The 14155-nt window shown below is 64.5% G+C and carries 13 protein-coding genes; 7 read left to right on the forward strand and 6 right to left on the reverse strand.

Annotated features, from left to right (window positions below; translation table 11 throughout):
- Positions 1–106: 106 nt before the first annotated feature.
- From GXP74_RS29760 to GXP74_RS29780, 5 genes are all read right to left on the reverse strand, one after another.
- Positions 107–1294, reverse strand: coding sequence for an acyl-CoA dehydrogenase family protein (locus GXP74_RS29760; RefSeq protein ID WP_182454316.1), 1188 nt, complete (start codon positions 1292–1294; stop codon positions 107–109).
- 110 nt (positions 1295–1404) lie between these two features.
- Positions 1405–2541 (reverse strand): nucleotidyltransferase family protein, encoded by a 1137-nt coding sequence (locus GXP74_RS29765; RefSeq protein ID WP_182454317.1) that lies wholly within the window; start codon positions 2539–2541, stop codon positions 1405–1407.
- A 50-nt stretch (positions 2542–2591) separates the two neighbouring features.
- Positions 2592–2867, reverse strand: a complete 276-nt coding sequence (locus GXP74_RS29770) for a phosphopantetheine-binding protein (protein WP_182454318.1) — start codon at positions 2865–2867, stop codon at positions 2592–2594.
- A 67-nt stretch (positions 2868–2934) separates the two neighbouring features.
- On the reverse strand, positions 2935–4608 hold the full coding sequence (locus tag GXP74_RS29775) for an amino acid adenylation domain-containing protein (protein ID WP_182454319.1): 1674 nt from the start codon (positions 4606–4608) through the stop codon (positions 2935–2937).
- A gap of 519 nt (positions 4609–5127) precedes the next feature.
- Positions 5128–6177 carry an IS3 family transposase gene (locus GXP74_RS29780; protein ID WP_370468571.1) on the reverse strand — a complete coding sequence of 350 codons (1050 nt, stop codon included), beginning with the start codon at positions 6175–6177 and terminating at the stop codon, positions 5128–5130.
- A gap of 10 nt (positions 6178–6187) precedes the next feature.
- Here GXP74_RS29780 and GXP74_RS29785 point away from each other — a divergent pair, with 10 nt between their 5' ends.
- The 4 genes from GXP74_RS29785 (at position 6188) to GXP74_RS29800 (ending at position 10007) form a co-directional block, all read left to right on the forward strand.
- The gene (locus tag GXP74_RS29785; RefSeq protein ID WP_182454321.1) at positions 6188–7255 is read left to right on the forward strand and encodes an IS110 family transposase; all 1068 of its coding nucleotides are present in this window, start codon (positions 6188–6190) and stop codon (positions 7253–7255) included.
- 67 nt (positions 7256–7322) lie between these two features.
- The gene (locus tag GXP74_RS41125) at positions 7323–7568 is read left to right on the forward strand and encodes a transposase family protein (protein WP_225448697.1); all 246 of its coding nucleotides are present in this window, start codon (positions 7323–7325) and stop codon (positions 7566–7568) included.
- Between the two features lie 27 nt (positions 7569–7595).
- Positions 7596–8690, forward strand: coding sequence for an integrase core domain-containing protein (locus GXP74_RS29795; RefSeq protein WP_182454322.1), 1095 nt, complete (start codon positions 7596–7598; stop codon positions 8688–8690).
- Positions 8691–9236: 546 nt separating this feature from the next.
- Positions 9237–10007, forward strand: coding sequence for a LuxR family transcriptional regulator (locus GXP74_RS29800; RefSeq protein WP_182454323.1), 771 nt, complete (start codon positions 9237–9239; stop codon positions 10005–10007).
- A gap of 18 nt (positions 10008–10025) precedes the next feature.
- Here GXP74_RS29800 and GXP74_RS29805 read toward each other — a convergent pair whose 3' ends face one another.
- A complete protein-coding gene (locus GXP74_RS29805) occupies positions 10026–11120 on the reverse strand; it encodes an aminotransferase class I/II-fold pyridoxal phosphate-dependent enzyme (protein ID WP_182454324.1) in 1095 nt (364 codons plus the stop codon).
- Positions 11121–11262: 142 nt separating this feature from the next.
- Here GXP74_RS29805 and GXP74_RS29810 point away from each other — a divergent pair, with 142 nt between their 5' ends.
- From GXP74_RS29810 to GXP74_RS29820, 3 genes are all read left to right on the forward strand, one after another.
- The gene (locus tag GXP74_RS29810) at positions 11263–12234 is read left to right on the forward strand and encodes an alkaline phosphatase family protein (protein ID WP_182454325.1); all 972 of its coding nucleotides are present in this window, start codon (positions 11263–11265) and stop codon (positions 12232–12234) included.
- 176 nt (positions 12235–12410) lie between these two features.
- Complete coding sequence (gene eno / locus GXP74_RS29815; RefSeq protein ID WP_182454326.1) at positions 12411–13694, forward strand: phosphopyruvate hydratase; 1284 nt, start codon at positions 12411–12413, stop codon at positions 13692–13694.
- 190 nt (positions 13695–13884) lie between these two features.
- Entirely contained in the window at positions 13885–14094 is a 210-nt protein-coding gene (locus GXP74_RS29820; RefSeq protein WP_182454327.1) for a hypothetical protein, read from the forward strand.
- Positions 14095–14155 lie beyond the last annotated feature (61 nt).

Here is a 14155-nt window from a genome sequence, read left to right on the forward strand (position 1 = left end):
CCACGTAGCCCGGTTCGCGCGGCCTCCATTTTGGCGAGGCGAATCCGGGGCAACCGTTCGGATCAACCGATGAGACCCAATCCCCTGGCCTTGCACCCGTTGCAGGTCAGGCCAGAGTAACCTTCCGATCCATCAGTGACAGGGCGCCATTGGCCACGAGCATACGGTCATTTGAGAAGTTCAGGCTGGCTGATCTGAGGTCGCGAAAATGCCGTTCCAACGGAACGGACGAGCTCCTGGAATACCCGACTGAAACGCCGGCCAGTTGAATCAGGCCGTCCACCGCACTGAAAGTTCGCTCGGCGGCGGCGACTTTCAGTGTATTTATATGGATCTGCATTTCTGTAGTGTCCAGCGAGCGCCCGTCTGATCGGCATTCGAGGACCTCACCCAAGACACGATTCAGATAGCCACTCACCAGTTCCAGGTCCATTCGTATCCGGGCCAACCGCGCGGCGACCAGGGGAGAATTTGGATCAATGGAACTGGGACGGCGAGGCGAGCGTATAAGCTTGACGACATCGCTGAAAGCCTGCCTGGCCGCCCCGAGCCAGCATGCAGACCATCCAAGGTGAGCTATCGGAATCACACTTTCAATCGCTATCGAGCGGTACCCGCCACGCTCTCCGACGACGCAGTGGCTAGGAGAGCTCCCGTTGATCCGCATGCCGACGCTACGCGTGCCGCGCATGCCGAGTGTGTTCCATTCGCCGTACTGCTCGATCTCCAGATCCTGCCGATCTACATAAACCAGAGTTACCTGGTTGGCGCTCACGTCCTCGGCGTCTCGCATGGTGATCAGAAATCCATCCGCATATTCTCCACCGGTAACGATGGGAGCATTGCGATTGATCTCCATGCCGGTACCCGTGTGTCTTAGTGACTCGGCTGCAGTGAGCAGGTGCCCACCGGATCCGGACTCTGTCGTCACAGATGCCAGATACACCTCTCCTGCCGCGACTCGTGGAAGCAGTTCACGCTTGAGCTGACCAGATCCATAGCGGATCACGGAGTCGATCTGCTGGGAGTGCATCACCCAGATCATCGCAGTGGAAAGACATCCCCCAGCGAGGACTTGGGCGACCTCGACCATCTCCGTAAGGGTTCCGCCGAGTCCTCCGTATTCGACCGGGACCATGAGGCCGAACAGTCCGCTGCGGCGCAGCGCATCGACTGCCGCAAGTGGAAAGTTGGCCTCTGTATCAACCTTTGCGGCATTTTCGGTCAGTATGGGCAACAGTTCAGCCGCGAGATCCCGTAGGGGCGCAGGCTGCGCAGCGCTTGCATCATTCATGTCATCCTCGGGACTCAGGGACGCAGCATGCGGTATTCACCGCAGAATGCGGCACACAGTGCCACCAATTGGTTGCTATTAGCATGTGTATTCAACAGCTTGAGGGGGCATCAGCCACAGCGGAGCTCGGCAGAGCGACGAGGGTCGAAGAAGCGCTCAGCAATCGGCGCCGTCCAGGTGTGGATCACCTCCCCGTTTTGGGTGACTTGGTGCAGGAATTCAGTGGCCGTGGGCCGAAAGATGTCTACCAGACCGTCCGGCATGCGCTGGGGGTACAGTGCCTCGACATAGGTCAGGGTGTAGAAGACCTCGGGCTCGAAGCCGAGCCCTCTGGCGCGCTCAGCGACGACCGCGAAATCGAGTTGATTATCCGGGTCACCCATCATCGCAAGGATGTCAGCTACCTTATAAAGGAGCAAGTCTTTGAGGCATTCGACCTCGCGGCGGTTGACGCCTTCTCGCTGGAAGTGAACACAGAGAAACACAAACATGTCTTCACGACTGAGGGCCCACAGTCTGTTTCCGTCGGTCGCCTCGACATCCACGCGGCGCGCCAAAAGCTCAAAGACAGCTTCGTTGTTGCGGTTGCCAGTCATGAGGTCCACTGAGAAGTGGACATCGACGCAATGCGTGTCAAGGACGGGAGCATCCGGGGTCGGCTGTTTGTAGGGATAGGTCTCGTGTGACGTTACCGGATGGAGCAGAATCTCCTGGCGGCTCACGGGCTTGACCGACCTCGTCGCTGGATCCCACTGACCTTGGATATAGCCGAGCTCCTTGAGAATCGATCCGACCTCAGCCAGGCGCTCGCTAGGAAAAAGGAAGTCGTTATCGCTGAACATGCGCGTGCCAACACGCGGGTACGCCATGGATGCGACCGCCGTACCCTTCATGATCGCACACGGAATTCCCTCGGCATCAAACCTCTTGATTAGTGCAGAATTTCGGACGACCTGATCCCGCATGTGAAGGATCTGCCCCCGGAAAACAGTGTTGATGGTGGCGAGCGAAGGAGCCGGGAGAAATTCTGAAGCCTGAGCCAAACCGTGGTCGACAAGGTTTTCCCAAGCGAGCCCCATGGTGCGGTGAAGAGCGAGTATTCCCAGGACCCTGTTCCAGTCGAGGGAACTCTTTGACAAGTCGCGCAACTGTGCGACCTCGTCACCTTGCAGACGTGGAGCCGAAAGCAGCAGGGCGAGGCGGATCTCATCGTCAAACTGTGCACGAGGAGATGAATTACTCGGCATTCAAATTCTCCAATATTTAAGCGACCTGAATAGGAATAGCGAACTTTTCTTCATTCTGTGATGTTGATCGCCTGCCCCTGCGCGGCCGTTTGGGTCGCCTCCCATAGCGCGCCGGCGGTCGCGAACGTAGCATCGGCCAGGATTTCGTCAGGAAAAGTAAGTCCGTAGGCGTCCTCGAGTGCGATGATGAGGCTCACCGTCTTAAGGGAGTCAAGGCCCAGGTCGGCTAGCATTCGATTCGCGCCGATCTGCTCGTCCTCACCGCAGAAAGGCAGATGCCTTCGGAGAAGTCCATCAAACGAGTCGGGCCACGTGGGAGAGATCATCGTTGTAGATTCCTTCGCGTGAATCGCATAGCCGCCAGCGGAGAGGTGTGGGCGATGCGTTGGCGGGTTATTCAGCAGATGCTTCTGCTCCGTTGCTGGCTTTCTGTGTGAGCGCCGAATGGTCGACTTTCCCGTTGGGTGTCAACGGGAGCTCACCCACCTGCACGTAGGACTGCGGAACCATACCCCGAGGCAATGAATCCCTTAGCCATCCCATCAGTTCGCCAGAGGCAACAGAGGCGTCCTTCGGTATGTAGTAGGCGACCATTCCAGGATCCGAGCTACTTTTGTCGACGACTACGGCACACTGTCGGATCGCCGGGTGACTGCCCAACACTGCCTCGATCTCGCTCAGTTCCATCCGCACGCCGGAGATCTTCACCTGGCGATCCAGTCGACCAAGGCAGTAGACCAGTCCATCCCTGACCACTGCGGCATCGCCCGTGCGATACAACCGCCCAGTCGGTGAATTCGGATCAAGCTCGTCCTGATAAAAGGCGGACGATGTTGCATTCGGGTCATTGAGGTAACCAGGGCCCACGGAGATGCCGCCGACGAATAGTTCGCCTGCCACGTCTGCGCCTGCCGCGCGCCATCGGTCGCCATCCTGAACTAGGACGTACAGCGAGGTGTTGATGATCGGTCTGCCCACCGATATACGCGGGTGCTCAACTTCGGCGAGGGTTACCTGGTGGTGTGTCACATCGTCAGAGCATTCAGTGGGTCCGTAAGCGTTCAGCAGCGGAATGCCAGGCATGGAAGTCAGTACATGCCTCGCGAGCGACGGTTGAAGCTCCTCTCCCGTGGATATCAACCATCGTAGTTCTTTTGGAGCACCCTCCTTGTCGGCAGTTTCAGCGAGCCAACTGAGAACGGTCGGGACGAACTCCGCGACCGTGACGCCGTATCTGTTCAGTGCTCTCAGTAGCCTTCGCGGATATCGGACCTCACTGTCATCTATGACAGCCACAGTCCCACCGACAAGGAGGGGGGCCATCATCTGCCAGATCGAGATGTCAAACACCACCGGTGCACTAAAGGCGATGATGTCTGCCGAGGTCAGGCCCAGGTCCATGACCTTGCTCAGCAGATGATTCATCATCCCGCGATGCTCGATGATCGCCCCCTTGGGGACCCCCGTTGTCCCGGACGTATAAATCAGGTACCGGGCCTCGGCCACGTCATCACACAGAACACAAGCCGATACGGTATCGACTTGCAGATTCCGGATAACCGCCCCCTCCTGGGACAGTGTGATTGCGGGGTACTCAGCAAGCCCTTCAAGTGCCAGGTGCCCAGCCCCCGCCTGAAGCACAAGCAAGGCTGGACGACTACTATGCAGAACCTCGACGATGCGCGCCTCAGGCCAGTCTGCCGAAAGCGGCAGATATACAGCACCCAGGCTCTCCAATGCCAGAAAGAGCGCGATAATATCGGGGCTGCGTGGAAGGATAACGGCAACAAGATCACCCGAGGCGCAACCATTGGACGTCAATTGCAGGCGAATCTCCGCGACCCTGACGACGAGGTCGCTATATGTCAGCGAAGAACTACCGTCTATGATCGCGAGACCGTCGGGATGCGATTGGGCGTGCTGGACGACCGCACCGGTCACCGTCTGCGAGAGTTCCAGCTGGGGATGACCCACCAAGGACCATTCCACAGCAAGTTTCACGTCTTCGGGGGAGATTTCAAGCCGCGTCCACGCTGGCCGCTGATCCGACTTCAACAAACCGTTCACCGCCATGCAGGTACCAGTATCGTCTTCGGGCCAGCCAGTATTGGATCACGAAGCTAGGCACCCCGCATAGGGATTCGCTTCTGACCGAATGACTCTGCCCGAGGGCACCGGATCCCGGCTAAGGTCCACAGGACTGGCTGGCAGGGCCTTGGCATAGTCGAGGACGTTCGGTTCGTAGCGGTCTGGCGCGTGGGTGACTGCGTCCAGGGAGCGGAAGCAGGCACGTACTACAGCCTTGTCAACGGCCATTGAGATACCCAGGTGGGCAGTCATGAGGCAGGGCTGATTCAAAGTCCTGGTCGCGGGTGGACGAGCAGGTCTGGGGCCGTGGTGGCGTGTCGGCCGTCACGTAAGCAACGGAGCAGTGATGATGGTGCTGTGGTCCTCCGCCGGGCCTGACCCTCAACGAAGCTGACGCCCTTAAGGGTTGTCATTCTGGAGATTTGTCGGTCCGCTGCGGAGGAGCACGACGCACACGGCCGGACGGAAGATTTCAAGTCCAGTGAGACGGTCGTGACGTTATGAGGTTTGTGGTGTGGGTTCGCTGCGCTTGGCGGGGTCGTTGATCCACGCTGTCTGCGGAATCTTGGGTGGTTGGGGGCGGCGGCCGAAGCGTTCGGGGTGGCGCGCGTAGGCGTCGGTGAGGGTGAGTGCCCGCTGGTCGCGGATCTCCTGCGCGGTGCCGAAGTGGACGCTGGCGGGGGTGTGCAGGCCGATGCCCGAGTGCCTGTGCTCGTGGTTGTAGTAAGAGATGAAGGCGTCGAACCAGTCGCGGGCGTGGGTGAGGGAGTGGAACCGCTCGGGGTAGTCGGGCATGTACTTGGTGGTCTTGAACTGGGCTTCGCTGTAGGGGTTGTCGTTGGAGACCTTGGGGCGTGAGTGTGATCGGGTGACGCCGAGGTCGATCAGCAGTTGGGAGACTTTCTTGGAGGTCATGGAGGTGCCGCGGTCGGCGTGCACGGTCTCGGGGACGATGCCGTTGCGTGCGATGGTCTCGCGGATCAATTCCGCGGCTCGTTCGGCTGATTCGGCTAGTTCGACGGTGTGGCCGACGATGTAGCGGCTGAAGATGTCGATGATGACGTAGGCGTGGTACCAGACGCCCTTGCGTGGGCCGGCGGCCTTGGTGATGTCCCAGGTGAACACCTGGGAGGGGCCGTCGGCGACCAGTTCGGGGACGGTCTTTGCGGGGTGGGTGGCCTGGCGGCGGCGTTCTCCGGCTTGCCCGCGCTCGCGCAGGATCCGGTACATCGTGGAGACCGAGCAGTGGTAGCGCCCCGTGTCCAGCTCGCGGGCCCAGATCTGGGCGGGCGGTAGCTCGGCGTACTCGGGGCTGTTCATCAGCTCCAGTACCGCTTCGCGTTCTTCGGTGTTCAGGGCCGAGGGCTGGACCTGCGTGGTCCTGGGCCTAGGTGAGGGCGGCGGCTTGAGCCTGCGGTAGTGGGTGGCCCGGGAGCGGCCGGTCAGTCGGCATGCGGCCGTGGTGCCCAGTTCGTTTTCGATGCCGGACTGCTTTGTCCGCCCGCCCGACCGGCGTGTGCTGCCTCCTGGACCAACGTGGAAGGACAGCAACACCATCATGACCGATCAGTCCCAGGACGTCTTCGGCGGCGTGGACACCCACACCGACACCCACCACGCGGCTGTCGTCGACCACCTCGGCCGTCACCTCGCCGATGCCCAGTTCCCCACCACCAACCCGGGCTACCGTGCCCTCCTGAACTGGCTGCGCTCCCACGGCACCGTTTGCGCCGTCGGTGTCGAAGGCACCGGATCCTACGGAACCCAGCTCGCCCGTGTCCTGGGCGCCGCGGGCCTGACAGTCTTCGACATCAACCGACCCGACCGACGCATTCGCCACCAGCAAGGCAAGTCCGACCCGATCGACGCCTATGCCGCCGCCCAGGCCGTCGCCTCCGGCCGGGCGACCATCATCCCCAAGACCCACGTCGGTGCCGCCGAAGCCCTCCGCCTCCTGCACACGGCCCGCACGTCCGCCGTCAAGGCCCGCACGCAGGCGATCAACCAGATCCGCAGTCACATGGTGACCGCACCCGACACCCTGCGCGCCCAGCTCCGCGGCAAGTCCAGCTCCGATCTCATCGCCGCGTGCGCCCGACTGCGGCCGGCCGCAGACCTGACCGACCCCGCTGCAGCGGCCAAGTTCACTCTGCGCCGCCTGGCCCGCCACTACCAAGATCTCGACCATGAAATCGACGATTACGAAGCCGAGTTAAGCACCCTGGCTACCCAGGCCGCGCCCGACCTCATGGCCGTCTACGGAGTCGGCCCCGAGACGGCCGCCCGCCTCCTGGCCGCAGTGGGCGACAACCCCGAGCGCCTGCACTCGGAGGCTGCGTTCGCCCATCTGTGCGGTGCCGCACCGATCCCCGCGTCCTCCGGCCGCCGCGACCGCCACCGGCTCAACCGTGGCGGCAACCGGTCCGCCAACGCCGCCCTCTACCGCATCGCTGTGGTCCGCATGCAGCACGACCGCCGCACCCGCGACTACGTCGCCCGACGCACAGCACAGGGACTGCAGAAGAAGGACATCATCCGCTGCCTCAAGCGCTACATAGCCCGCGAGGTCTACAGGGTTCTGACCTGCACAAATATCACCGAACCCTACCTCCAGAGCGCCGCTTGACAGGAAATAGGAGCATCTCCGGTTAACGGGGTGACCTACCAAGTCGCCCGTGTCCCAGAACTCCGATGTGAGCCAGTCTGCCACCGTCTGTCTGATCAAGTCGCCCGGCCGCGCCGAGCGTGAACTCCCGCTCCTCGCTGACCGCTTGGCTGCTCTGCCCGATCCGCGCGACCGGCGGGGACGCCGGCATCCGCTGGCCGCGGTGCTGCTGACCGCCGCGTGCGCGGTCCTGGCCGGCGCCCGCCCCTGCCTGGCCATCGGCCAATGGGCCCTGAGGGGCTCAAGAAGTCATCGCTGCAGGTGGGGTACTTAAGGGACGTTGCTCTGCGACGCTGTGACGATGATCGTGTCGCTGGTGTACCGCGCGGTTCGAGGACTCCTGGCACTGCCGGAGCTGCTGCTCCGGCGGGAGGCATCGGTGGAGGCGGAGGTGCTGGTCCTGCGGCACGAGAACGCGGTGCTGCGTCGACAGTTGGCGTCGCCCGTGCGCTACGAGCCGGCGGATCGGTTCTGGTTCTCCGCCCTGTCCTCGTTGATACCCCGTCAGCGCTGGGCCCGTGTCTTCCCCGTCACCCCGGGCACCCTGCTGGCCTGGCACCGCAAACTGATCGCCCGAAAGTGGGACTACAGCACGCGCCGTACTCGCGTCGGTCGGCCGCCGTCGTCCGCGGCTCTGAAGAAGCTGGTCCTGCGTCTGGCCGACGAGAATCCACGATGGGGTCACCGGCGTATCCAAGGGGAGATGGCGCGGCTGGGGCATCCGATAGCATCGGGCACGGTGTGGAACATCCTGCACGCGGCCGGGATCGACCAGCCACCAAGACGTCACGGACCGAGTTGGACAGAGTTCTTGACCGCCCAGGCCGAGGGCATCGTCGCAGCGGATTTCTTCCACCTCGACACCGCGCTGGGCCAACGCCTCTACGCCATGGCCTTCCTGGAACACGGCACCCGCCGACTCCACCTCACCCCCGTCACCGCGCACCCCACCGGGCAGTGGGCGATCCAGCAGGCCCGCGAGTTCACCACCGCACTGGCCGAACGCGGAGGACAGGCCAGATTCCTACTCCGCGACCGGGACACGAAGTACACCTCCTCCTTCGACGCCGTCTTCACCGCCGACGACGCCGATGACGCCGACATCCTGCTCAGCGCCCCACGCGCACCCAAGATGAACGCCCACTGCGAACGCGTGATCGGCGCCATCCGCCGCGAAGCCCTCGACCACGTACTCATCATGAACGCGTCCCACGCCACGAAAGTCCTCGCCGAGTTCGCCGACCACTACAACCAACATCGACCGCACCGATCCCGAGGCCAATTGCCACCCGACGCATCACAGCAGCCACCACGCGCCATCGACGTCCAGGACCACCGACTGCTGCGCACCCGCATCCTCGGAGGAGCGATCATCGAGTACCGCTATGCCGCCTGAACTGCAGCGATGAATAAATGAGCCCTACAGGATGAGCCCCGGCCGGCCCTCTCAGGCACGCCGCGAGTTCACGTCCCGGCGCGCATGTGCATCGCCCCCAGCCTCCGCTCGCGAGTGACGGCCAGTCAGAAGCGAACCTGTGCCAGCGTCACCCCTACCCCTCGCGGCATGGTTGTAGCCCATGGGCAGCCATCTTTGTGAAGCTGACCGAGGTCGGCTGTCCTCCCGCCACGCCTGGGCCGGGGTACCCATCGATCACGATGCGTAATCCTTTGACGAGGATCAGACGCCTCTCTTACGGTCGAGTTGATCACGGGGTTGACGCGCCCCGGTCCGCTCGGTGATTCTTTTTCCTGTTCGATCGCATGCTGTTCGATCGCAAGGGGGGGGTTGTTATCTCGTATACCTACAGCGTAGTGACGTCTGGGCCTCTCTGTCCCAGTTTGCCTGCCCTTGCTCTCTATTGCCTATCTCCCACAACCGCTGACTGCCGGATACCGCTGTGCCTCCGGGTGAGATCGGTCACAAGGATATACGGAGCGTCACTTGACTAGTACGGGAAAACCGTTCACGGCCCATGGCGTCCCCAGTCCACTGGAACTGCGCGACCTGGCACTGCAGTTGGCGGAGATGGCTGGCCGATTATCCGGTAGCGCGATCACAGTGGCGCCTGGAGCTCCGGCCAGTCCTCCCGGGGAGGAGGTCCGCTCCGTCGCGGCGCGGCTCATCCAGCAGTGCGACCATCGCGTGGTTCGGGCGCAGGCCAGTTACGCCGAAGGGCAGTATGAGTTCAACGACCCGCTCCTGGACCGGTTGCACGCCGAACTCCTAGCCCGGGGAGGCGAGATCAGGATGCTGATCACCGGCAGGCTGCTGAATGACGAGGAGACCGTCGGTCGGCTGACCGAACTCGCCGCCTCCGGCGCGCAGATCCGGATCTCCCCGTGCGAGCTGCCAACCGCCACGATCTTCGACGGCGAGGTGGGGCTGATCGCCTCTGGCCGCAACGGTCCGCTCACGGTGATCGGCGACGCGGAGGCGGCGCAGGCCATCTCCCTGATGCACGAAGCCGTCTGGGCACGTGCCGCCGAGTTCGGTCCTGCGCATGCGGGTTGGAGTGAGGACGAAAGCACCGCCCTGGTGCTGCGGGCGGCGAGCCAGGGCTACACCGATGAGAAGGCGGCCCGAGTGCTGGGCCTGTCGGTACGCACCTATCGTCGGCATGTGGCAGCGCTGCTTTCCCAGCTCGACGCGAACTCCCGGTTCCAGGCCGGGGTGCGTGCGGCCCAGCTCGGGTTGATCGACATTCCGGCCTGAGGCCGTGCGTCACCCCGCTCACCCCAGCCGCTGTCGGAACTCAGCCATCCGCTCGTCACTCAGCGGCACGCTGACCCGGTACTTGTGGGCGATGCCCAGTGCGCGCTCAGACCAGAGGGGTTGCAGCTTGCCCATGATGCCTCGGCCCTCCAGGTGCTGCCGCGCCGCGACGTCCTGCTCGTCGTACATCACATAAGGGACATGGGGGTGGGAGAGGTCCGCTGGTGGCAGTCCTGCGGCGGTCAGCAGCCGGGTCATCTCCGCCTTGCCGGCCTGCACCCGTTGCCGAAGTGGGGAGGTCGCGTCACCCAGGCTCAGCACCGCGGCACCCATCCGGAGGGACAGGGAGGAGGCGAGCATGGGCGGCACGACCGCGCGCACGCGCGGGGTGAGCGCCGGGTGGGACACGGCGTACGCCAACCTGAGCCCGCCCATCCCGTACGCCTTGGACAGACCGCGCAGCACGACGAGGTTGGCCAGCTCCTCGACGAGGACGGAAGAACTGAAGGACGGGGGGCAGTAGTTGGCGTAGGACTCGTCCACCACCACGACGGCACCCTGCGCGGCCACGGCCTCGCACAGCTCGCGCAGGTCCTCGACATCGTTGGCCGGACCGACCGCGTTGACCAGGCTGGGACGTTCCACCAGGATGAGTCGACAGCCGAGCGCCCGGATCTGGTCGACGGCCCGGTCGCCGGTGAGCCCTTCGGCGAACCGGGAGACGCACCTGCCGCCCGACTGCTCGATCCAGTGGGGGAGGTCGGGGTACACGTCACCGGTGATGTACACCGGACGGCCCTCGGCCAGCTGGGACAGCGCGTACAGCAGCGAGATCACGCCCGCGCCGCAGGTGGTGTCGCAGGCCCAGTCGGCGCGCCCGAAGAGCTGAGCCACTGCGGGGCCGAGTTCCTTGTCGCCGTAGGGGTCCTGGACGAAATAGCCGTGCACATACGGCAGGCCGGCCTCCTGTTCGGCCAGGAGCTCGGCACCCATGAGTGAGGAGAGGTCGATGGACAGAAACCGGCGTTCGTCCAGGGTCCAGGCCAGATTGAGCAGGTCAGGGCCGTCGCTCAGTGAGCGCAGTTCCTGGTACGACGCATTCGCAAGAGCCACGGCGGGTGCACCAATCCAATGGTCGGTCGACGGGCCGGGGGCAGCAGGTCTCCCGGAGTCCTCGGAGCCCTCCATTACTACCATTCGTGGCAGTATCTGCGCTCTGCTCCGGCAGGAATCTGCCACTACCGCCCCACGGGACGTGGTGGTCCTTGGCATCGACGGCCTGTCGTACACCTTCGCGGCGGAGCACTGGTCCGACTCCGCCCGGGTCAGCCGGCTGCGCTCGGTCTTCCCCACGACGTCCTCGGCGGGCTGGCTCTCCAGCCTCACCGGCCTGGACGTGGCCCAGCACCTGGTCCCGGGGGTGGTGTTCGCCGATCCCGAGGGCTCCGACGGGCTGATCAACGTCTTCGACTACCAGGGCCGGGACCTCACCCCGGCTCGGGAGACGGTCTTCACCGACGCCCGCCGCCTCGGGTACCGGCCGCACGCCGTCCTCGGCGACATGGAGACCTACGGCGGTTCGTGGCGGGACGCGCTGCTGCGCGACGCCGATCCCGTCCTTGGGCATCGCTTCTACACGCCAGACGCGGGACCGTACCGCGAGCGGCCCCCCGAGCTGCTGGTGGACCTCGTACGCAACGCGCTGCACATGGCGCTGGCTGGGCCCGGCCACGGGCCGCGCCTGGTCTGGTGCTACGTCGAACTCGACCGCCATGTGCACCACTTCGGCTACGACCGGCAGGCGTCCCGATTCCTGACCGGGATCGGGCAGCTGGCCCGGGAGCTGGCCGACGCCGGGACTATCGTGCTCGCGCACGCCGACCACGGGCTCACCGCGACCCGGCCGGACCCCGACCTGGCCGAGCTGCTCGACGCGTCCGCACGGAAGAACGGCTTCCGCATGGGCGGTGCAGGACGTACCCGGTGGCTCTATCCGGCGCCGGGTACGGCCGACGACCTCGCTGGGGAGCTGGCTGCGGAACTGCCCGAGTCCGTTCGACTGGCCAGGTCGGACGAGCTCTTCTGCGAGGCGGCGCGGAGCAGGGTCGGCGAGCTCGTGCTGGTTGCCGAGGGGGAGGCCTTCCTGGCGGATCCCGGATACCGCTACGAGCACGGCTCCCTGACGGACGCCGAACTCGATACCCCGTATGCCGTGTGGATGAGTTGATGACATATCAGTAATTTTCGCGTCCCGGCCGCAGCGGACCCGGTCCCCGGCCGCCCATGATGTCCGCTCGCCGGACGCGGATAGAGTAGTCGGCGGGCACGGCAACGGAGCCGTAGGACCATCAGCACCACTCCACCCGCACTGATGTGCATGCAGCTGACGACAGTAGGAGAGAAATGACTGCGATTAGCCGTGTCCTGGGACGCGAGGTCATCGACAGCCGGGGCAACCCCACGGTCGAGGTCGACATCCTGTTGGAAGACGGTTCGCTGGGCCGGGCGGCCGTTCCCTCCGGTGCCTCCACCGGCGCGAACGAGGCCGTCGAGCTCCGCGACGGTGACGCCGCGCGTTTCCACGGCAAGGGCGTGCGCAAGGCGGTTGACGCCGTGAACGGCGTCATCGCCAAGGAACTGGTCGGCCTCGACGCCGAGAACCAGGTCCTGGTCGACGAGACCATGATCAGCCTCGACGGCACGCCCAACAAGGGCAACCTCGGCGCCAACGCGATCCTCGGTGCCTCGTTGGCCGCGGCCAAGGCCGCCGCCGTCGCGCACGGGCTGCCGCTTTACCGCTACGTCGGCGGCGCCGGCGCGCGCCTGCTGCCGGTGCCGATGATGAACATCATCAACGGTGGAGCGCACGCCAACAACGCACTGGACTTCCAGGAGTTCATGATCGCCCCGATCGGCGCGGAGAACTTCTTCGAGGCGGTCCGGATGGGCTCTGAGGTCTTCCACACCTTGCGCAAGTCGCTGTCCGACGCCGGTCACAGCACCGGCGTGGGCGACGAGGGCGGCTTCGCCCCCGCGCTGAGCACCGCGGACGAGGCCCTGCAGTTCGTCGTGGACGCCATCGAGAAGTCCGGCTACACGCCCGGCGAGGACATCACGCTAGTCATGGACCCGGCCACCTCGGAGTTCTTCCGGGACGGGGTCTACGACTACGCAGGTGAGGGCGTCAAGCGCACCGTCGAGGAGCACGCCGAGTACCTCGCCGGCCTGGTCTCCCGGTACCCGATCGCGTCGATCGAGGACGCGATGGCGGAGGACGACCTCAAGGGCTGGAAGCTGCTCATGGAGGTGCTCGGCGACAAGTGCCAGCTCACCGGTGACGACGTGTTCTGCACCAACGTCGACCGGCTGCGTGACGGCATTCGTGAGGGCGTGGCCAACTCCATCCTGGTCAAGGTCAACCAGATCGGCTCCCTGACCGAGACCATGACCACCGTCGACGCCGCCCACAAGGCCGGCTACACGGTGGTCATGTCACACCGCTCCGGAGAGACCGAGGACACCACCATCGCGGACCTCGCCGTCGCCACCGGCTGCGGGCAGATCAAGACCGGTTCGCTGTCGCGCTCGGACCGCACCGCCAAGTACAACCAGCTGATCCGCATCGAGGAGGAGCTCGGCTCCCAGGCCCAGTACGCGGGCGGCTCGGCGCTGTACGTGCGCCGCTGACGGTTCGGCATACAGCGCCCCCACGACGGCCCGACCACCGCTGAAACCGTTGGTCGGGCCGTTGTCATTATGCTGCCAACCCGCCTGCTGATCTGGCATGTTGATGCGCAAACCGAAGGTGGGGGCGAGCGGTCGACCTAGTGTCATGGTGAGCCGGGAAGAGGTCCCGGACTGTCCTCTGGAGGATGGCATGATCGCCGTTTCCCCTGCAGTGCAGAGCACCAAGTTCAACCTCAAGAACGAGGTTGTCGAGCTGATCGCCGGTTCCGGCGTCGCCGAGCGTGCGTTGCTCTCCGTCGCCGACCTGGAGGCCATGCGCACCCTGCGTGCGGCCGTCCCGGCCTCGAAGCACGGCCTTGAGGCCATCACCGGCGCCTCTTGCGAGACCGGCGCTCAGTAACACCTTGGGTGGGTCGCCCCTTGTGGGGCGGCCCACCCGTCCCATCTCTCACCGCTTGCTG

The organism is Streptacidiphilus sp. P02-A3a, from assembly GCF_014084105.1.
Lineage (GTDB): Bacteria > Actinomycetota > Actinomycetes > Streptomycetales > Streptomycetaceae > Streptacidiphilus.